The 18,944-nt window shown below is 58.0% G+C and carries 24 protein-coding genes; 17 read left to right on the plus strand and 7 right to left on the minus strand.

Translation table 11 applies throughout. The features are described 5' to 3' along the window. The first annotated feature begins 10 nt into the window (after nt 1–10). The 15 genes from rpsH (at nt 11) to bfr (ending at nt 9,217) form a co-directional block, all read left to right on the plus strand. Nucleotides 11–403, plus strand: a complete 393-nt coding sequence (gene rpsH, locus J5M66_RS09895) for a 30S ribosomal protein S8 (RefSeq protein WP_016772944.1) — start codon at nt 11–13, stop codon at nt 401–403. Nucleotides 404–415: 12 nt separating this feature from the next. Then, nucleotides 416–949: a 50S ribosomal protein L6 gene (rplF, locus tag J5M66_RS09900; protein ID WP_003228722.1), complete on the plus strand. Its 534-nt coding sequence runs from the start codon at nt 416–418 to the stop codon at nt 947–949. Nucleotides 950–959: 10 nt separating this feature from the next. Then, on the plus strand, nt 960–1,310 hold the full coding sequence (gene rplR, locus J5M66_RS09905; protein WP_003186037.1) for a 50S ribosomal protein L18: 351 nt from the start codon (nt 960–962) through the stop codon (nt 1,308–1,310). A gap of 3 nt (nt 1,311–1,313) precedes the next feature. Continuing rightward, nucleotides 1,314–1,814 (plus strand): 30S ribosomal protein S5, encoded by a 501-nt coding sequence (rpsE, locus tag J5M66_RS09910; RefSeq protein ID WP_007955637.1) that lies wholly within the window; start codon nt 1,314–1,316, stop codon nt 1,812–1,814. Nucleotides 1,815–1,816: 2 nt separating this feature from the next. Then, nucleotides 1,817–1,993 (plus strand): 50S ribosomal protein L30, encoded by a 177-nt coding sequence (gene rpmD / locus J5M66_RS09915; protein WP_003176408.1) that lies wholly within the window; start codon nt 1,817–1,819, stop codon nt 1,991–1,993. A gap of 3 nt (nt 1,994–1,996) precedes the next feature. Continuing rightward, nucleotides 1,997–2,434, plus strand: a complete 438-nt coding sequence (gene rplO, locus J5M66_RS09920; RefSeq protein ID WP_003228720.1) for a 50S ribosomal protein L15 — start codon at nt 1,997–1,999, stop codon at nt 2,432–2,434. Beyond that, nucleotides 2,435–3,763 (plus strand): preprotein translocase subunit SecY, encoded by a 1,329-nt coding sequence (gene secY, locus J5M66_RS09925; protein WP_016772945.1) that lies wholly within the window; start codon nt 2,435–2,437, stop codon nt 3,761–3,763. 27 nt (nt 3,764–3,790) lie between these two features. After that, nucleotides 3,791–3,907, plus strand: coding sequence for a 50S ribosomal protein L36 (gene rpmJ, locus J5M66_RS09930; RefSeq protein ID WP_002555468.1), 117 nt, complete (start codon nt 3,791–3,793; stop codon nt 3,905–3,907). Nucleotides 3,908–4,037: 130 nt separating this feature from the next. Beyond that, nucleotides 4,038–4,394: a 30S ribosomal protein S13 gene (rpsM, locus tag J5M66_RS09935; protein WP_003186020.1), complete on the plus strand. Its 357-nt coding sequence runs from the start codon at nt 4,038–4,040 to the stop codon at nt 4,392–4,394. Between the two features lie 30 nt (nt 4,395–4,424). After that, a complete protein-coding gene (gene rpsK / locus J5M66_RS09940) occupies nt 4,425–4,814 on the plus strand; it encodes a 30S ribosomal protein S11 (RefSeq protein ID WP_002555466.1) in 390 nt (129 codons plus the stop codon). Nucleotides 4,815–4,832: 18 nt separating this feature from the next. Continuing rightward, complete coding sequence (gene rpsD / locus J5M66_RS09945; protein ID WP_003176404.1) at nt 4,833–5,453, plus strand: 30S ribosomal protein S4; 621 nt, start codon at nt 4,833–4,835, stop codon at nt 5,451–5,453. A 22-nt stretch (nt 5,454–5,475) separates the two neighbouring features. Next, nucleotides 5,476–6,477, plus strand: coding sequence for a DNA-directed RNA polymerase subunit alpha (gene rpoA / locus J5M66_RS09950; RefSeq protein ID WP_016772946.1), 1,002 nt, complete (start codon nt 5,476–5,478; stop codon nt 6,475–6,477). Nucleotides 6,478–6,519: 42 nt separating this feature from the next. After that, nucleotides 6,520–6,906 carry a 50S ribosomal protein L17 gene (gene rplQ / locus J5M66_RS09955; protein WP_003176402.1) on the plus strand — a complete coding sequence of 129 codons (387 nt, stop codon included), beginning with the start codon at nt 6,520–6,522 and terminating at the stop codon, nt 6,904–6,906. 239 nt (nt 6,907–7,145) lie between these two features. Beyond that, nucleotides 7,146–8,582 carry a catalase gene (locus tag J5M66_RS09960; RefSeq protein WP_207809720.1) on the plus strand — a complete coding sequence of 479 codons (1,437 nt, stop codon included), beginning with the start codon at nt 7,146–7,148 and terminating at the stop codon, nt 8,580–8,582. Nucleotides 8,583–8,749: 167 nt separating this feature from the next. Beyond that, the gene (gene bfr, locus J5M66_RS09965) at nt 8,750–9,217 is read left to right on the plus strand and encodes a bacterioferritin (protein WP_016772947.1); all 468 of its coding nucleotides are present in this window, start codon (nt 8,750–8,752) and stop codon (nt 9,215–9,217) included. Nucleotides 9,218–9,281: 64 nt separating this feature from the next. Here the strand turns inward: bfr and uvrA are convergent, their stop codons facing one another. Continuing rightward, nucleotides 9,282–12,116 (minus strand): excinuclease ABC subunit UvrA, encoded by a 2,835-nt coding sequence (gene uvrA / locus J5M66_RS09970; RefSeq protein WP_130888365.1) that lies wholly within the window; start codon nt 12,114–12,116, stop codon nt 9,282–9,284. A 191-nt stretch (nt 12,117–12,307) separates the two neighbouring features. Here uvrA and J5M66_RS09975 point away from each other — a divergent pair, with 191 nt between their 5' ends. Further along, complete coding sequence (locus J5M66_RS09975) at nt 12,308–13,705, plus strand: MFS transporter (RefSeq protein WP_160768660.1); 1,398 nt, start codon at nt 12,308–12,310, stop codon at nt 13,703–13,705. Nucleotides 13,706–13,714: 9 nt separating this feature from the next. Continuing rightward, nucleotides 13,715–14,233 carry a single-stranded DNA-binding protein gene (locus J5M66_RS09980; RefSeq protein WP_003228709.1) on the plus strand — a complete coding sequence of 173 codons (519 nt, stop codon included), beginning with the start codon at nt 13,715–13,717 and terminating at the stop codon, nt 14,231–14,233. A 194-nt stretch (nt 14,234–14,427) separates the two neighbouring features. Here the strand turns inward: J5M66_RS09980 and J5M66_RS09985 are convergent, their stop codons facing one another. The 6 genes from J5M66_RS09985 to J5M66_RS10010 form a co-directional block, all read right to left on the minus strand. After that, the gene (locus tag J5M66_RS09985) at nt 14,428–15,585 is read right to left on the minus strand and encodes a glutathionylspermidine synthase family protein (protein ID WP_125918198.1); all 1,158 of its coding nucleotides are present in this window, start codon (nt 15,583–15,585) and stop codon (nt 14,428–14,430) included. 1 nt (nt 15,586) lies between these two features. Continuing rightward, nucleotides 15,587–16,288 carry a DUF1190 domain-containing protein gene (locus J5M66_RS09990; protein ID WP_024014516.1) on the minus strand — a complete coding sequence of 234 codons (702 nt, stop codon included), beginning with the start codon at nt 16,286–16,288 and terminating at the stop codon, nt 15,587–15,589. 18 nt (nt 16,289–16,306) lie between these two features. Then, a complete protein-coding gene (locus J5M66_RS09995) occupies nt 16,307–16,732 on the minus strand; it encodes a DUF350 domain-containing protein (RefSeq protein ID WP_016772952.1) in 426 nt (141 codons plus the stop codon). 15 nt (nt 16,733–16,747) lie between these two features. Beyond that, complete coding sequence (locus tag J5M66_RS10000; RefSeq protein WP_207809718.1) at nt 16,748–17,398, minus strand: DUF2491 family protein; 651 nt, start codon at nt 17,396–17,398, stop codon at nt 16,748–16,750. Nucleotides 17,399–17,608: 210 nt separating this feature from the next. Next, nucleotides 17,609–18,307, minus strand: a complete 699-nt coding sequence (locus J5M66_RS10005) for a PspA/IM30 family protein (RefSeq protein WP_016772954.1) — start codon at nt 18,305–18,307, stop codon at nt 17,609–17,611. A 17-nt stretch (nt 18,308–18,324) separates the two neighbouring features. After that, nucleotides 18,325–18,906 (minus strand): YjfI family protein, encoded by a 582-nt coding sequence (locus J5M66_RS10010; protein WP_223631314.1) that lies wholly within the window; start codon nt 18,904–18,906, stop codon nt 18,325–18,327. Nucleotides 18,907–18,944 lie beyond the last annotated feature (38 nt).

Below are 18,944 nucleotides of genomic sequence, written 5' to 3' on the forward strand. Positions count from 1 at the left end.
CGTCTAGCCCATGAGTATGCAGGACCCGTTAGCGGACATGCTAACTCGAATCCGTAATGCCCAGATGGCTGAAAAGTCTGTCGTAAGCATGCCGTCTTCCACGTTGAAGGCAGCTGTAGCAAAAGTCCTGAAGGACGAAGGTTACATCGCGGATTTTCAGATCACCACCGACGCCAAGCCGTCGCTGTCCATCTCGCTGAAGTACTTCGAAGGCCGTCCGGTTATCGAAGAAGTGAAGCGCGTTAGTCGTCCAGGCCTGCGTCAGTACAAGTCCGTTGAAGATCTGCCGAAAGTTCGTGGCGGTCTTGGCGTGTCTATCGTCTCCACCAACAAAGGTGTGATGACGGATCGTGCTGCGCGCGCTGCCGGTGTCGGCGGCGAAGTTCTTTGCACTGTGTTCTAAGGGGGGATAAGCATGTCTCGCGTCGCTAAGAACCCCGTTAAGCTGCCAGCCGGTGTCGAAGTCAAATTCGCAGGCCAACAGCTTTCGGTGAAGGGTGCCAAGGGTACTCTTGAACTGAACATCCATTCGTCCGTTGAGATCGTTGAAGAAGCTGGTGAGCTGCGTTTCGCTGCTCGCAATGGCGATCAACAAACTCGCGCAATGGCCGGTACCACGCGTGCGTTGGTGAACAACATGGTCCAGGGCGTAAGCCAAGGCTTCGAGCGCAAGCTCCAGCTGGTCGGTGTTGGTTACAAAGCGCAAGCAAAAGGTCAGGTTCTGAACCTGGCTCTTGGCTTCTCGCACCCAGTGGATTACGAACTGCCGGAAGGCATCACCGCTGAGACTCCTAGCCAGACCGATATCCTGATCAAGGGCATCGACAAGCAGCTGGTAGGTCAAGTGGCCGCCGAGATCCGCGACTTCCGTCCACCAGAGCCGTACAAAGGCAAAGGTGTGCGCTACGCGGACGAAGTCGTCCGTCGTAAAGAAGCCAAGAAGAAGTAGGGCATAGCAAATGACCGACAAAAAAGTTACTCGACTGCGTCGCGCTCGCAAAGCACGCCTGAAAATGCACGAACTCGAAGTCGTGCGTCTCTGCGTGTTCCGCTCGTCGCAGCACATCTACGCCCAGGTCATCTCGGCCGACGGCAACAAAGTCCTGGCAAGTGCCTCGACTTTGGATAAAGAACTGCGTGATGGTGCCACTGGCAACATCGACGCGGCCACAAAGGTTGGCCAGCTGGTCGCTACGCGTGCTAAGGCCGCTGGCGTATCGCAAGTGGCTTTCGACCGCTCTGGCTTCAAGTACCACGGCCGCGTTAAAGCGCTGGCTGATGCTGCTCGTGAAGCTGGGCTGGAGTTCTAAGTTATGTCAAATAACGACCAAAAGCGCGACGAAGGCTACATCGAGAAGCTGGTTCAAGTTAACCGCGTAGCCAAAACCGTTAAAGGCGGCCGTATCTTCACTTTCACCGCGTTGACCGTGGTTGGTGATGGTAAAGGGCGTGTTGGCTTCGGCCGTGGCAAGTCGCGTGAAGTGCCTGCTGCGATCCAGAAGGCAATGGAAGCTGCTCGCCGCAACATGATTCAAGTTGACCTGAATGGCACCACTCTGCAGTACGCAATGAAGTCCGCTCACGGCGCTTCGAAGGTGTACATGCAGCCTGCTTCTGAAGGTACCGGTATCATCGCTGGCGGCGCTATGCGTGCTGTCCTCGAAGTTGCTGGCGTTCAGAACGTTCTGGCCAAGTGCTACGGCTCGACTAACCCGGTAAACGTGGTTCACGCCACTTTCAAGGGTCTGAAGGCTATGCAGTCTCCTGAGTCCATCGCTGCCAAGCGTGGCCTGCGTGTTGAGGAGATCAAGTAATCATGGCTACCGTTAAAGTTACGCTGATCAAAAGCATGACCGGCCGCATCCCTAACCACAAACTGTGCGTTAAGGGTCTGGGTCTGCGTCGCATCGGTCACACTGTAGAAGTCCAGGATACTCCCGAGAATCGCGGGATGATCAACAAGGCTTACTACATGCTGCGTGTCGAGGGTTAATCGATGAAACTCAATGATCTGAGTCCGGCGCCGGGTTCCCGTCGCGAAAAGCATCGTCCGGGCCGTGGTATCGGTAGTGGTTTGGGCAAGACTGGTGGCCGTGGTCACAAAGGTCAGACCTCCCGCTCCGGTGGTACCATCGCTCCAGGCTTTGAAGGCGGTCAACAGCCGCTGCATCGTCGCCTGCCTAAGTTCGGTTTCGTTTCCCTGAAAGCCATGGATCGCGCAGAAGTGCGTTTGTCCGAGCTGGCCAAAGTGGAAGGCGACATCGTTACTGTGCAGTCCCTGAAAGATGCCAACGTGATCAACGTCAACGTACAGCGTGTGAAAATCATGCTGTCCGGTGAAGTGACTCGCGCTGTCACTATCGGCAAGGGAATCGGCGCCACCAAAGGTGCGCGTGCGGCTATCGAAGCAGCTGGCGGCAAGTTCGAGGAATAAATGGCTAAGCAAGGTGCTCTCTCTGCGCTCGGCAAAGGCGGTATGTCTGAACTCTGGGCTCGTCTGCGTTTTCTGTTCCTGGCGATTATCGTCTACCGAATAGGCGCACACATCCCGGTTCCAGGTATCAACCCGGACCGACTCGCAGACCTGTTTCGACAGAATGAGGGGACCATTCTTAGCTTGTTCAACATGTTCTCCGGCGGCGCGCTGGAACGGATGAGCATCTTTGCACTGGGGATCATGCCGTACATTTCGGCATCGATCATCATGCAACTGATGACCGCCGTCAGCCCGCAGCTGGAGCAGTTGAAGAAGGAAGGTGAAGCTGGCCGTCGCAAGATTAGCCAGTACACCCGCTACCTCACCGTCGCTCTCGCTCTGGTCCAGGCTATTGGCATGTCCATTGGTCTGGCCGGGCAGGGCGTCGCGTTCACTGGTGACTTTGGCTTCCATTTCGTCGCGGTAACCACATTTGTGGCTGGTGCGATGTTCATGATGTGGCTGGGTGAGCAGATTACTGAGCGTGGTGTTGGCAACGGTATCTCGATGTTGATTTTTTCGGGTATCGTCGCCGGTCTTCCGAGAGCAATCGGGCAGTCTTTCGAGTCTGCGCGTCAGGGTGATATCAACATCTTCGCACTGGTTGCCATCGGTTTGCTGGCAGTAGCGATTATCGGTTTCGTGGTGTTCATTGAGCGTGGTCAGCGTCGTATTGCTGTTCACTACGCCAAGCGTCAGCAGGGCCGCAAGGTTTTTGCTGCGCAGACAAGCCACTTGCCGCTGAAGGTGAACATGGCCGGTGTTATTCCGGCTATTTTCGCGAGCAGCATCTTGCTGTTTCCGGCTTCGTTGGGTGCCTGGTTCGGTCAGTCTGAAGGTATGGGCTGGTTGCAGGACATCTCGCAGTCGATCGCTCCTGGTCAGCCGTTGAATATTCTGCTGTTTAGTGCAGGGATTATTTTCTTCTGCTTCTTCTATACGGCGTTGATGTTCAATCCGAAAGACGTAGCGGAAAACCTGAAGAAGTCCGGTGCCTTTATTCCGGGCATCCGTCCAGGTGAGCAGTCTGCGCGCTATATTGATGGCGTTCTGACCCGCTTGACCCTGTTCGGTGCTCTTTACATGACGGCCGTGTGCCTGTTGCCCCAATTCCTGGTGGTTGCAGCAAACGTTCCGTTCTACCTTGGCGGGACCTCGTTGCTGATCGTGGTCGTGGTTGTGATGGACTTCATGTCCCAAGTACAATCGCACCTCGTTTCGCACCAGTACGAATCCCTGATGAAGAAAGCCAACCTGAAGGGTTACGGCAGCGGCATGTTGCGCTGAGTACCCATAAGGTTCGAGGAGTTGGTGATGAAAGTTCGTGCATCGGTGAAAAAGCTGTGCCGTAACTGCAAGATTATTCGCCGCGAAGGTGTTGTTCGAGTAATTTGCAGCGCGGAACCGCGTCACAAACAGCGCCAAGGCTGAGTGTGATTGTGCTTCAAGCCCGGTAGCTAGTGCGCTACCGGGTTGATTATTTGTTATTACAGCGATATTATCTCGCGCCCTATTTCTTGGCTTCCGGGGCGTAGGTAGCTGTCAATTGGAGTCCCACTGAATGGCCCGTATTGCAGGCGTTAACATTCCAGATAACAAGCATACTGTTATCTCGCTGACCTACATCTATGGTGTTGGTCGCACTACTGCGCAGAAGATCTGTGCAGTGACTGGGGTAAACCCAGCAGCAAAGATCAAAGATCTGAGCGACGAGCAAATTGAACAGCTGCGTGGCGAAGTGGCGAAGTTCACCACTGAAGGTGACCTGCGTCGCGAAATCAACATGAAAATCAAGCGCTTGATGGACCTCGGTTGCTATCGCGGTCTGCGTCATCGTCGTGGTCTGCCAGTACGCGGTCAGCGTACCAAGACCAACGCGCGTACCCGTAAAGGTCCGCGTAAGCCGATCCGCAAGTAATCGCCCCAGCGAATCGACAGGAATTTAATCATGGCAAAACCTGCTGCTCGTCCTCGTAAAAAAGTTAAAAAGACAGTGGTTGATGGCATCGCCCACATCCATGCATCTTTTAACAACACCATCGTGACCATCACCGACCGTCAAGGTAACGCTCTTTCCTGGGCTACCTCCGGTGGTTCGGGTTTCCGCGGTTCCCGCAAGTCCACCCCGTTCGCTGCTCAAGTAGCTGCTGAGCGTGCTGGTCAAGCTGCGCTGGAATACGGCCTGAAAAACCTCGACGTAAACGTCAAGGGTCCAGGTCCAGGTCGTGAATCCGCAGTCCGCGCTTTGAACGGCTGTGGCTACAAGATCGCCAGCATCACCGACGTGACGCCAATCCCGCACAACGGGTGCCGTCCGCCGAAGAAGCGCCGCGTGTAATCCAGGAGATTGTAAAGAATGGCTCGTTACATTGGTCCAAAATGCAAACTCGCTCGTCGCGAAGGCACCGATCTCTTCCTGAAGAGCGGCGTGCGCGCGATCGAATCGAAGTGCAACATTGAAGCAGCACCTGGTATCCACGGCCAACGCCGCGGTCGCCAGTCCGACTACGGCACCCAACTGCGTGAAAAGCAGAAGGTCCGTCGTATCTACGGCGTTCTCGAGCGTCAGTTCAGCGGCTACTACAAAGAAGCTGCTGGCAAGAAAGGTGCAACCGGTGAAAACCTGCTGCAACTGCTCGAATGCCGTCTGGACAACGTTGTATACCGTATGGGCTTTGGTTCGACTCGTGCCGAATCCCGCCAGCTGGTATCGCACAAGTCGATCAGCGTAAACGGTCAGACCGTAAACGTTCCGTCGTATCAGGTTCGTGCTGGTGACGTGGTTGCAGTTCGCGAGAAAGCAAAAAACCAACTTCGCATTGTCCAAGCTCTCGATCTGTGTGCCCAACGTGGCCGCGTAGAATGGGTAGAAGTAGACACTGAGAAGAAGTCGGGCGTTTTCAAGAACGTTCCTGCTCGCAGTGATCTGTCCGCCGACATCAACGAAAGCCTGATTGTCGAGCTCTACTCCAAGTAAGGGCTAGAAAATAGGTGCATCCATGCAGATTTCGGTAAATGAGTTCCTGACACCCCGCCACATTGATGTGCAGGTTGTCAGTCCAACCCGCGCCAAGATCACTCTCGAGCCTCTCGAGCGTGGTTTTGGCCACACCCTGGGCAACGCGCTGCGCCGCATCCTGTTGTCCTCAATGCCCGGCTGCGCAGTAGTCGAGGCCGAGATTGACGGTGTGCTCCACGAGTACAGCGCCATCGAAGGTGTACAGGAAGACGTAATTGAAATCCTGTTGAACCTTAAAGGTCTGGCCATCAAGCTGCACGGTCGTGACGAAGTTACGCTGACCTTGTCGAAGAAGGGTTCGGGGGTGGTTACCGCTGCCGATATTCAGCTGGATCATGATGTCGAGATCGTTAATCCCGATCACGTAATCGCTAACCTGGCGTCTAACGGCGCCCTGAACATGAAGCTCACCGTAGCTCGTGGTCGTGGTTATGAACCAGCCGACTCGCGTCAGAGCGATGAAGACGAAAGCCGCAGCATCGGTCGCTTGCAGCTCGACTCTTCGTTCAGCCCGGTTCGCCGTATCGCTTACGTGGTGGAAAACGCCCGTGTCGAACAGCGTACCAACCTGGACAAGCTGGTTATTGATCTGGAAACCAACGGTACCCTGGATCCTGAAGAGGCTATCCGTCGCGCTGCAACCATCCTGCAACAGCAGCTGGCTGCGTTCGTCGACCTCAAAGGTGAAAGTGAGCCGCTGGTTGTCGAGCAGGAAGACGAGATCGATCCGATCCTGCTTCGCCCGGTTGACGATCTGGAACTGACTGTACGTTCGGCTAACTGCCTTAAGGCGGAAAACATCTACTACATCGGCGACCTGATTCAGCGTACCGAAGTAGAGCTGTTGAAGACTCCGAACCTGGGCAAGAAATCCTTGACTGAAATCAAGGACGTTCTGGCCTCCCGCGGTCTGTCCCTCGGCATGCGCCTCGACAACTGGCCGCCTGCAAGTCTTAAGAAGGACGACAAGGCGACTGCCTGATCGTCGTAATCACCGAACGTAGTGTTTGGTAAGGAATGAACCATGCGTCATCGTAAAAGTGGTCGTCACCTGAGCCGCACCAGCTCGCACCGCAAGGCCATGTTCCAAAACATGGCGGTGTCGCTGTTCGAGCACGAGCTGATCAAAACTACTCTGCCAAAAGCCAAAGAACTGCGCCGCGTTGCCGAGCCGCTGATCACTCTGGCCAAGACAGACAGCCTGGCTAACCGCCGTCTGGCTTTCGACCGTACTCGTTCGAAAGCTATCGTCGGTAAGCTCTTCAACGACCTGGGCAAGCGTTACGCTACCCGTGAGGGTGGCTACCTGCGCATCCTCAAGTGCGGTTTCCGCGCTGGCGACAACGCGCCTATGGCGTACGTCGAGTTGGTTGATCGTGCTACTGCTGGCGAAGCTGTATCCGCCGAGTAAGACGTCAGTCTGAAACAAAGAACCGGGCCTAGTGCCCGGTTTTTTGTGCCTGTAAGAAATGCGTCGTCCGTACAAGTTTCTGACATGGTTGAACTGCCACTATGTGCCGGGAAAACATAATTAGTAATTATCTATCGATGCCTGCAAGTTAATGAATTTGTAGCTGTAACGTCGATGATCAATACTTCCCGCCAAGCCCATTAGCCGGCAGTTCAAGACTGACAGAGGAAGAAGACCGCATGAGCCAGACCAAGACGCTTACAACCGCCAGTGGCGCGCCAGTCGCTGACAACCAGAATTCCCGTTCCGCCGGCCCACGCGGTCCGCTGCTTCTCGACGATTTCCATCTGATCGAAAAACTTGCGCACTTCAACCGTGAAAACATTCCAGAACGCCGTGTCCACGCTAAGGGCTCGGGCGCTTACGGTACGTTCACCGTCACCCGTGACATCACCGAATACACCAGTGCAAAGTTGTTCGAATCGGTAGGCAAACAAACGCCAACCTTTCTGCGCTTTTCCACCGTAGGTGGCGAGCGTGGTTCGGCCGACACTGAGCGCGATCCGCGCGGCTTCGCCTTGAAGTTCTACACCGAGGAAGGCAATTGGGACATCGTCGGCAACAACACGCCAGTGTTCTTCATCCGCGATCCGCTGAAATTTCCTGACTTTATCCACACGCAAAAGCGTCTGCCGCAAAGCAACCTGAAAAGCGCGCAGATGATGTGGGATTTCTGGTCGCATTCGCCTGAAGCGCTGCACCAGGTCACCATCCTGTTTTCTGATCGTGGCATCCCTGACGGCTACCGTCACATGCACGGCTTCGGTAGCCACACCTACAGCCTGATCAACGCCAAAGGTGAGCGTCACTGGGTGAAGTGGCACTACAAGACCCAGCAAGGCATCAAGAACCTGGCGCCAGCCGAGGCCGCCCGTTTGGCCGGTACCGACCCGGACTATGCGCAGCGTGACCTGTTCGAGGCTATCGAGCGCGGTGAATTCCCGAAATGGCGCGTGTGCATTCAGATCATGACCGAAGCGCAGGCGGCGGCTCATTACGAGAATCCGTTCGACGTGACCAAGACTTGGTCGCAGAAGGAGTTTCCGTTGATCGAAGTTGGTGAGCTGGAGTTGAATCGCAACCCGTTGAACTACTTCGCTGAAGTTGAACAGGCGGCGTTTGGCCCGAGCAACATGGTGCCAGGCGTCGGTCTGTCGCCAGACCGCATGCTGCAAGGCCGTGTATTCGCATACGCTGACGCGCACCGCTACCGTGTGGGCACCAATCACCAGCAATTGCCGGTGAACGCTCCGCGCAGTCCGGTGAATACTTATCAGCGTGACGGCTCCATGGCGTTCGGCAGCAATGGCGGCGCGGCGCCGAACTATGAACCGAACAGCTACGTTCAGTCACCGAAGCAAGCGCCGCATTACGCGGAGCCAGCGCTGGCCTTGAGCGGTGCCGCTGATCGTTATGATCACCGCGAAGACACCGACTACTACAGCCATGCCGGTGCCTTGTTCCGCTTGATGAGCGACGAGCAGAAAGCATTGCTGGTCAGCAACATTGCCGGCGCAATGGCGGGCGTTTCCAGCGACGTCGTCGATCGTCAGTTGCAGCATTTCTACAAAGCCGATCCGGCGTATGGAGAAGCAATCGCAAAGCTGCTCAACTGACAGCTTAACGTAGTCTAAACGAGAAGCAGAACCGCCCTCATTTGGGCGGTTTTTGCGTTATTTGGCCCGCTTTTCTCAGAATATCTTCGCTTTTATTGCGCGCGGTGAGTGACCTTCCGGTCAGGTTGGTTCAAACTACAGACTTTCAGGAAGGGAGATGTAGGGCGATGCAAGGCCACCCAGATGTAATCGATTACCTCAATACGTTGCTGACCGGCGAACTGGCCGCGCGTGACCAATATTTCGTTCATTCGCGGATGTATGAGGACTGGGGGTTCACCAAGCTCTACGAGCGCATCAACCACGAGATGGAAGAAGAAGCCGGCCACGCCGATGCGTTGATGCGGCGGATTCTGATGCTCGAAGGCACGCCGCGCATGCGTCCGGATGATCTGGATGTCGGCACCACGGTGCCTACGATGCTCGAAGCTGATCTGCGCCTCGAATACAAAGTCCGCGCTGCGCTGTGCAAAGGCATCGAACTTTGCGAGCAACACAAGGACTATGTCAGCCGCGAAATTCTGCGGGTTCAGCTCAACGACACCGAAGAAGATCACACCTACTGGCTGGAAAAGCAGCTGGGCCTGATCAAGCTGATCGGTCTCGAGAACTACCTGCAGTCCCACGCGTCCTGATTGCACGGCTACAAAAAAGCCCCTGTCACTTCAACGGTGACAGGGGTTTTTTCATGCCTGGCAGTTAAGCCCGATCGCGGATCAGCAGCGGCTTGAGGTAATGGCCGGTGTGAGATTGCTTCATCTCGGCAACTTCCTCCGGCGTACCGGTGGCAATGATCTGCCCGCCCTTGGAACCGCCTTCAGGACCGAGGTCCACCAACCAGTCAGCGGTCTTGATCACATCGAGGTTGTGCTCGATTACCACCACGGTGTTGCCGTGATCGCGCAGACGATGCAGAACATCGAGTAACTGCTGGATATCGGCGAAGTGCAGGCCGGTGGTTGGCTCATCAAGGATATACAGGGTTTTGCCCGTATCGCGTTTGGACAGCTCGCGCGACAACTTGACCCGCTGTGCTTCACCGCCGGACAGGGTCGTCGCCGACTGCCCGAGCTTGATGTAGGACAGGCCGACATCCATCAGCGTTTGCAGTTTGCGCGCCAGTGCCGGCACCGCATCGAAGAACTCCCGTGCTTCCTCGATGGTCATTTCGAGGGTTTCATGGATGCTCTTGCCCTTGTATTTGATCTCAAGGGTTTCGCGGTTGTAGCGCTTGCTCTTGCACACGTCGCAGGGCACGTAGATGTCCGGCAGGAAGTGCATTTCCACCTTGATCAGGCCATCGCCCTGGCACGCTTCGCAGCGACCGCCCTTGACGTTGAACGAGAAACGCCCCGGGCCGTAACCCCGGGAGCGCGACTCGGGCACGCCGGCAAACAGTTCGCGGATCGGCGTGAACAGCCCGGTGTAGGTCGCCGGGTTGGAGCGCGGCGTACGGCCGATGGGGCTCTGGTCGATATCGACGACTTTGTCGAGATGCTCCAGACCTTTGATGCTGTCGTGCGCAGCCGCTTCCAGCGTGGTCGCGCCATTCAGTGCGGTGGCGCTCAGCGGGAACAGCGTGTTGTTGATCAGTGTCGATTTACCCGAACCGGATACGCCAGTCACGCAAGTCAGCAGGCCGATCGGGATGTCCAGATCGACGTTGCGCAGGTTGTTGCCACGCGCACCTTTGAGCGACAGGTTGAGCTTCTTGTTGCGCGGCGTGCGTTTGGCCGGCACTTCGATCTTCACCCGGCCGGACAGGTATTTGCCGGTCAGCGAATCCGGGTGCGCCATGACTTCGTCCGGCGTGCCTTCGGCAACGATCCGCCCGCCGTGCACACCGGCGCCCGGGCCGATATCGACGACATAGTCAGCCAGACGAATCGCGTCTTCATCGTGCTCGACCACAATCACCGTGTTGCCGATATCGCGCAAATGCTTGAGCGTGCCAAGCAGCCGATCGTTGTCGCGCTGATGCAGGCCAATGGATGGTTCATCGAGGATATACAGAACGCCGACCAGGCCGGCGCCAATCTGGCTGGCCAGACGAATCCGCTGCGCCTCGCCACCGGAGAGCGTGTCCGCGCTGCGATCCAGCGACAGATAGTCGAGGCCGACGTTGACCAGAAATTGCAGACGCTCGCGGATTTCCTTGAGGATCTTGTCGGCGATCTCGCCACGCCGCCCGGTCATCTTCAGCGCGCCGAAATATTCGCAGGCATCGCCGATCGGCAGATTGGTCACTGCCGGCAGGGTTTTCTCGCCGACCCAGACGTGCCGCGCTTCACGACGCAGACGCGTGCCACGGCAATCCGGGCAGGCCTGATGGCTGAGGAACTTGGCCAGCTCTTCGCGCACGCTCGCCGATTCGGTTTCGCGGTAACGACGCTCAAGATTCGGCACGATGCCCTCGAAAGGGTGCGAGCGTTTGACGATGTCGCCACGGTCGTTGAGGTATTTGAAGTCGACGTTCTGCGAGCCGCTGCCATGCAGGATGAACTTCTGCTGCTCGGCGCTGAGGTCGTTGAAGGGCTTGTCCAGGCTGAACTTGTAGTGCGAGGCGAGTGAGCCGAGCATCTGGAAGTAATAAACGTTGCGCCGGTCCCAGCCGCGTATTGCACCTTCGGCCAGGGTCAGCTCGCCATTGACCAGACGCTTGATGTCGAAGAACTGCTTCACACCCAGGCCATCGCAGGTCGGGCAGGCGCCGGCCGGGTTGTTGAAGGAAAACAGCTTGGGTTCCAGTTCGCTGATCGCATGGCCGCAGATCGGGCAGGCGAAGCGTGCGGAGAAGATCATTTCTTCGCCAGGCTCGTTGTCCATCGGCGCGACCAGGGCAATGCCGTCGGCCAGTTTCAGCGCGGTTTCGAAGGATTCGGCCAGACGTTGCTGCAGATCGGCGCGGACCTTGAAGCGGTCGACGATCACATCGATCGAATGCTTCTTCTGTTTATCCAGCTTCGGCAGCTCGTCGAGCTCGCAGATCCGCCCGTTGACCCGGGCGCGGACGAAACCTTGCGCACGCAATTCTTCGAAGACCGACAGGTGTTCGCCCTTGCGCTCGCGGATCACCGGCGCCAGCAGCATGAGTTTGCTGCCTTCCGGCTGCGCCAGCACCAGATCGACCATCTGGCTGACGGTCTGCGCTTCCAGTGGAATGTCGTGATCCGGGCAACGCGGCGTACCGACGCGGGCATAGAGCAAGCGCAGGTAGTCGTAGATTTCGGTGATGGTGCCGACCGTGGAACGCGGGTTGTGCGAGGTCGACTTCTGTTCGATGGAGATCGCCGGCGACAGGCCTTCGATGGTGTCGACGTCGGGTTTTTCCATCATCGACAGGAACTGCCGGGCATAGGCCGACAGCGATTCGACATAGCGGCGCTGACCTTCGGCATACAGCGTGTCGAACGCCAGCGACGACTTGCCGGATCCGGACAGGCCGGTGATGACGATCAGCTTGTCCCGTGGCAGGGTCAGGTCGATGTTCTTCAGGTTGTGGGTACGGGCCCCACGTATCAGGATCTTGTCCAAAGTGGCCTCGCTTGGCGGGCGTCGAAAACGTAGGAGTATACGGGCAAATACTGGATGGATGCACACTATCAAACGAAGGGCGTTTTGCCGTTCATGAAGAGAGTTTCATCTATACGCGTCATAGCGTCGCGATATACCCCGTCTTCCGATGGGACTGGTAGAATCGCCGCCGGTTCACACGAGGTTTTTCCATGCACGATCCCCACAGCGAACGCATGAGTGGCAGCGAGACCCGCGCGGCGAGCGGTCTGGCCCTGGTGTTCGCCTTCCGTATGCTTGGCATGTTCATGGTGTTGCCGGTGCTGGCGACCTATGGCATGGATCTGGCGGGAGCGACCCCGGCCCTGATCGGGCTGGCGATTGGCGCTTACGGTCTGACCCAGGCAATTTTCCAGATTCCGTTCGGGATCATTTCCGACCGCATCGGTCGCCGGCCGGTGATCTACCTCGGCCTGATCGTCTTCGCTCTCGGCAGTGTTCTGGCTTCCCAGGCCGATTCGATCTGGGGTGTGATCGCCGGGCGGATCCTGCAAGGCGCCGGGGCGATTTCCGCAGCGGTGATGGCGCTGCTTTCCGACCTGACCCGCGAGCAGCATCGGACCAAAGCCATGGCGATGATCGGCATGACCATCGGCCTGTCGTTCGCCGTGGCCATGGTGGTCGGGCCGTTATTGACCAGTGCGTTCGGGCTGTCCGGGCTGTTCCTCGCCACTGGCGCCATGGCGCTGCTCGGCATCCTGATCATCATGTTCATGGTGCCGCAATCCACCGGGCCGTTGCAGCACCGGGAATCCGGCGTGGCCCGGCAGGCGCTGATGCCGACGCTCAAGCACCCGGACCTGCTGCGCCTGGATCTGGGCATCTTTGTGTTACATGCCATGTTGATGTCGAGCTTCGTTGCCTTGCCCTTGGCACTGGTGACAAAAGCCGGTCTGCCCAAGGAACAGCACTGGTGGGTCTACCTCACCGCGCTGCTGATTTCGTTCTTCGCCATGATCCCGTTCATTATCTACGGCGAGAAGAAACGCAAAATGAAACGAGTTTTGCTCGGCGCCGTCATGACATTGATGCTGACTGAACTATTCTTCTGGCAGTTCGGCGACAGCCTGCGTGCTCTGGTGATCGGCACGGTGGTGTTTTTCACCGCGTTCAATCTGCTCGAGGCATCGTTGCCGTCGCTGATCAGCAAGGTTTCACCGGCAGGCGGCAAGGGCACGGCCATGGGCGTGTACTCCACCAGCCAGTTCCTCGGTTCGGCACTCGGCGGGATACTCGGCGGCTGGTTGTTCCAGCATGGCGGTCTGTCGGTTGTGTTCCTCGGATGCGCCGCGCTGGCTGCACTTTGGCTGGCCTTTGCTGTTACCATGCGCGAACCTCCCTACGTGACGAGCCTGCGCTTGCCGTTGTCGCCCGAAGCGATCCGCGAAGCGGGTCTGGTCGAGCGCCTCAAGGCCCTGGTAGGGGTAACAGATGCAGTGATAGTCGCCGAAGAGGCGGCTGTTTACATCAAACTGGACAAAGAATTAGTGGATCGCAGCACCCTCGAACGCCTGGTCAACAACCCGGCCGGGGCTGCGTGCGACGCTTAGGAGAACGTTATGGCCCGTGGGGTTAACAAAGTCATATTGGTCGGCACTTGCGGCCAGGATCCCGAAGTTCGCTACCTGCCTAACGGTAACGCCGTGACCAACCTGAGTCTGGCCACCAGCGAACAATGGACCGACAAGCAGACCGGTCAGAAGGTCGAGAAGACCGAATGGCACCGCGTATCGATGTTCGGCAAGGTGGCCGAGATCGCCGGTGAATACCTGCGCAAGGGTTCGCAGGTCTACATCGAAGGCAAGCTGCAGACCCGCGAGTGGGAAAAGGACGGTATCAAGCGTTACACCACTGAAATCGTGGTCGACATGCAAGGCACCATGCAACTGCTCGGCGGCCGTCCACAACAGGGCGATCAGCAAGGCGGCGGCAACAACTACCAGCAGCAGGCGCCACGTCAGCAGGCACCGCGCCCGCAGCAGTCGGCTCCACAGCAGCGTTCGGCTCCGGCACCTCAGCAGGCCGCACCGCAACCGGCTCCGGATTTCGACAGCTTCGATGACGATATTCCGTTCTGATTTGCCGCTGTAACCGCTTTGAATGAAAAAGGCCCGTCGCTTAAACGACGGGCCTTTTTTGTTCAGGAAATTCCTGGCTACTCGCAATCTCCTGTGGGAGCGAGCCTGCTCGCGAATGCGTCAGATCAGTCGATGCACCTGTAACTGACAGGACGCTTTCGCGAGCAGGCTCGCTCCCACAAGGTAACTTCGTCTTAATCCAAGATCAGGTGCGGCAAAAATCGACTTGAATCCTTGGTGATCAGACTATTGTCCTCACGCACACCAATCCCTGCCGCCTCATCACCAATCACCCACGAGCCAATCAGCGTGTAGCTGTCGCCAAACTTCGGCAGCGGTGCGAGCTCCTGCAGGATGAACGGCGCATCGGTGTAAGGCCCGTCCTCTTTGACGATCAGACCTTCCGCTGTTTGCAGTTCGATGTTGGCACCTTCGCGGGAAAAGTACGGCTTGCGCACCCAGCCCTTCGGCACGGCACTCTGCGGATTCGGATCAAGGTGCGCGGCGAGCAGATTCGGATGTCCCTTGTGCAATTCCCACAGCAGCGGCAGCGCACCTTTGTTCGACAGAATCGCCTTCCACGCCGGTTCGAAAAACTGCGTGTCACACTCGGCGATCGCCGCGCCGAACGGTTCGTGGAAGATGAATTCCCAGGCGTGCAGCTTGAACAGGTGCGGGATCCAACGATCCTGCAGATCGACGAAACGACCTTCAGCCGTCAGGCCGATGTCTTCGATATCGATGTGGCGTGATTCGATGCCGACCTTTTCCGCGATCAGCCGCAGATAGTCGGTGGTGCCTTTGTCCTCGACCGAGTCCTTCATCGAGGCAAAGTAGAACGGCCGCTTCAACTGCAACTCGGCGAAAGCCTGATGCAGCTTGGTGTCGATGCTGTTGAACTGGTCGGCATGCCGGGGCAAGGTGCCGCGTTCGATGCATTGTTCCAGCCAGCCCCACTGAAACGCCGCCGCCTCGTAGAGGCTGGTCGGCGTGTCGTAGTTGAGCTCCAGCAGTTTCGCCGGCCCGTTGCCGCTGTAGGAAAAGTCCATGCGACCGTACAGATGCGGATGACCTTCACGCCAGGAGGTGCGGATCATGTCGTAGTACGCCGCCGGGATGCTGAGGCGATCGAGCAACTCCTCGCTGTTGACCACGCGATCAACCAGGTCCATGCACATCTCGTGCAGTTCGGTGGTCGGGTCCTCCAGATCGTTTTCGATTTGCGCGAGGCTGAACTGGTAGTAGGCGCTTTCGTCCCAGTACGGTTCGTCGTCGATGGTGTGGAACAGGAAACCGAGGCTTTCGGCGGTGTGTTTCCAGTCGGGGCGCTCGGCGCAGTGGATCTTTTTCATGTCAGCTGCTCGAGCGTCCGGAACTGCTGCCCCAGCCACCCCAACCGCTGCGGGCGCTGGACTGGCTGCCGAAGCCGCCGCGCGAAGTCGACGACGCAACGTTCACCGGTTTGCTCTTGCTGCTCTCGTAATCCGACTGGCTGCGCGAGGTTGTGTCAGCTCGGCGGTACTGCGTTGAGGTGTTGTACGGCTGGCGCGTTTCGCGATCACGGTAAACGGTGCGTTCGGCGTTGTTGCTCATTGCGTTGCCGATCAGCCAGCCGGTCAGCCAGCCATTGCCGCCGCCACCTGAGCCACCGGAATAGTGCGAGCCGCCGTGGCTTGCGCTGCTGCTGGTGGTGGAGTCGCCCGCCGGCATTTGCGAATTGGCGATGGCATCGAGATCCTGCGGCGTCTCGGCATTGCCCGGCACTTTGAAGCCGCCGAGTTTCGGCACGAAACGGCCATCGGAATTTTTCTGACACCAGCCAGCGGCAAAGTCTGCGTCGCACTTGGCCTTGTCGGTGTAGGCCGGGGCGATGCGCCGGTGTTCGTTCAGGGCGGCGACGTAGGCGCTGGAGCAGAGATCGGCGGCCACTTCGGCGTCGACACACTGTTCAACGCTCTGGAAGTTGCGCGGCTGATCCAGCGCCGCTGCTTCACCGGAAATCGCCATCGCCACCGACGCGGCGAGGGACAATTGCACGTATTTGCTGCGTTTCATCGAGAGGCTTCCTGCCGGTCAGTGGGACGGGGTCATGCACGCGGCATTGAGCATGCCGACGCTGATCGCCACGGCGGCGACATAAATGCCGGCGGCGACTTCGCCGTTGGCGATGCGCTGGGACGTGCCCTTGAGCACCAGCCCGGTAGCGACAAACGCCAGCAATTGCACGACGGCGGCGATGACCGCCCAGAGGACGAAGTCGAGCACGTTGACCGAGTAGGCGATCACGTTGCTCGCCGGAATGGCGAAACCGATGATCGCCCCGGAGAGGGCAATGGCGGCGGCAGTGTTGCCGGCACGGATCAGTTCGAATTCCTTGTGCGCGGTAATGCGCGTGTAGACGAATTGAAACAGCATGAACAGCAACACGGCGCCGATCAGGTAGACGACAAAACCGACCAGCGCGGTTTTGTTCAGGGAAACGGCCAAGACTTCCAGCATGAAAAACTTCCTTTTTTAAATGGCGCTCAAATCAGTCGTGTACAGCGAGATGCCCAGCGAGGTGCTCAGGCTGACGGTGCCTTCTTCGTCCTGTTCGACGGAGAACAGCAGCAGTTCGCGGCGATCGGTCAGACCGGTGTCGCGGGCATACAGCATGGCGTGGTGCTTGATGGTGTAGGACTCGTCCGGGTTGACCACGTGTTCGGTCATTGGCACCAGTTCGGTCTGATGCAGTTCGGTGCCCCATTCGCGGGTGTATTCAACACCGTCGTGGGTGTAGGTCGGCAGACCTATCAGGCTGTTGGGGCCGGCCAGACGCTGGAGTTCGGCGTCACTGTTGACCGTTACATAGCTGAGGTAATTGAACAGGGTGACCGACTCGACCTGATCGTCGCCGGTGACGTGGATCTGCACCCAGAAATCCTCGTCGTTCATGTAGTAGCGGTGCAGTTTGTTGGACTGGCCGAGATCGACCCAGCCGGCGCTCCACACCGCTTGATCGAATGGCACCCGCACCGAAGTCGAGCCTTCCAGCAGCAACGCCAGGGTCGTGTCGAAGCGCACGCCTTTGCCTTGTGCCATGCCCAGCGGACCGCTGGCGGCGGTGGTCGTTGGCGCAGCGGTCTGCCAATTGCTGGTGCCGAGCAAGTCTTTAAACCATCCCATGGGTACGTTCCTTGAAGCGGGTGGAGGTGTTCGGGGGTGAAAAAGTGGCGGTAGTGTAACGGGCGAAGCGGTGAACGAGCAGAGGCAATTACGCCGCAAAACCATGTGGGAGCGAGCCTGCTCGCGAATGGGTTGTGTCAGTCACTCGATTATTTGACTGTCACGACGCTTTCACGAGCAGGCTCGCTCCCACAGGTTACCCTTCAGTGATTACTGCGCGGACTTCTGCTTCAGCCGCTCAAGGATCGCATTGGCGCTGCCTTCGTTCGGCGTGATGCCGGCGTCGCGCAGTTTGCGTTCCAAGTCGTTGCCGGTAGAGGCGTCGGCCAGTTCGTCTGCGGCGTTCAGTTCGGCAGCGCGTTGCTGCTGCTTGGCTTGCAGGCGGTTCAGGGTGCCGACTGCGGTTTCCAGTTTGCCGTTGGCGCCGCCGCTGGCAATCGAGGCGCTGACCTGGGCTTTCTGCACGCTATCGCGGGCCTTGGCCATGTCCACTTGCTGGCGCAGGCTCTTGATTCGCGATTCGGCTTTGCTGATGTCTTTGCGCATGTTGTCGGCGTAGGCGCCGAATTCATCGCTGAGTTTCTTCTCGGCAGCGAGGTCGTTGGTCAGGGTCGAAATCGCTTCGGCCACTTCCAGCGCCAGGTCTTCACGGCCGGCATTCAACGCGGCTACAGCCTTGGCTTCGAGGTCCTTGATCTTGGCGTCGTATTCGCTGACGCGGTCGGCGGCCAGTTTATGCTTGGCCATGATCGTCACCAGTTCGCGGCGGGCATTGGACAGCGCGGTGTCGGCGTCGCGGATTTCCTGATCGAGGATGCGCAGGGCCTGCTGGTCGGCGATGGCTTCGCCGACTTCATTGGCGCCGCCGCGCAGTGCGGTGAACAACTTGCTCCAGATGGACTGAGTCATTGGATATTCCCTGTTGATTACTTGAAGAAGTGTTCGAAGGCTTCGCTGGCGCGCTGCACGTTGTCGACCAGGGTTTTCACCTCGGTGACCACGTTGGTCAGGCTCGAATCAGCACTGAGGGCGCCGAACATGTTGTAGACGGTCTGCCCGTTCGGCATCGACTCGATCCCGATCGACGACAGCGGGAACATCTCGCGGCTGCGCAGCACGGCATCGTTGAACGCCTGGACGTTGCTGATCGAATCGATGTCCACCAGCACGGTGTCGACGATGATCTGCTGACCGGCCAGGGCGATGTGAATCGGCAGGCCGCCGAATTCGTTCATTTCCAGCTTGATGCTCGGCTCGGAGCTCTGGATCAGGGACAGCGAAATCTCTTGGGAAGCCACCTCTTCCAGCGCCTTGAGGGCATTGAAGAGGCTGTCGATGGTCCAGTTGTTGCCTGCGCTCATGTATTTCTCCGACATGAAAGAGCCAGCCAGAATCGGTTGGCGTAGCTGTTGCTCCATTTGCTTGAGCAAGCTTCGGTTTTCCGGAAGCACCCAAGTTTCGTGTTTCACATAACCGGCGGCGGCCAGGCCTGCGCGCATCTGCTTCATGTAGAAGCTCGATGGTTTTTTCGCCGACGTCTTGCCAC

Source organism: Pseudomonas sp. 67(2021) (genome assembly GCF_017491835.1).
Taxonomy (GTDB): domain Bacteria; phylum Pseudomonadota; class Gammaproteobacteria; order Pseudomonadales; family Pseudomonadaceae; genus Aquipseudomonas; species Aquipseudomonas atacamensis.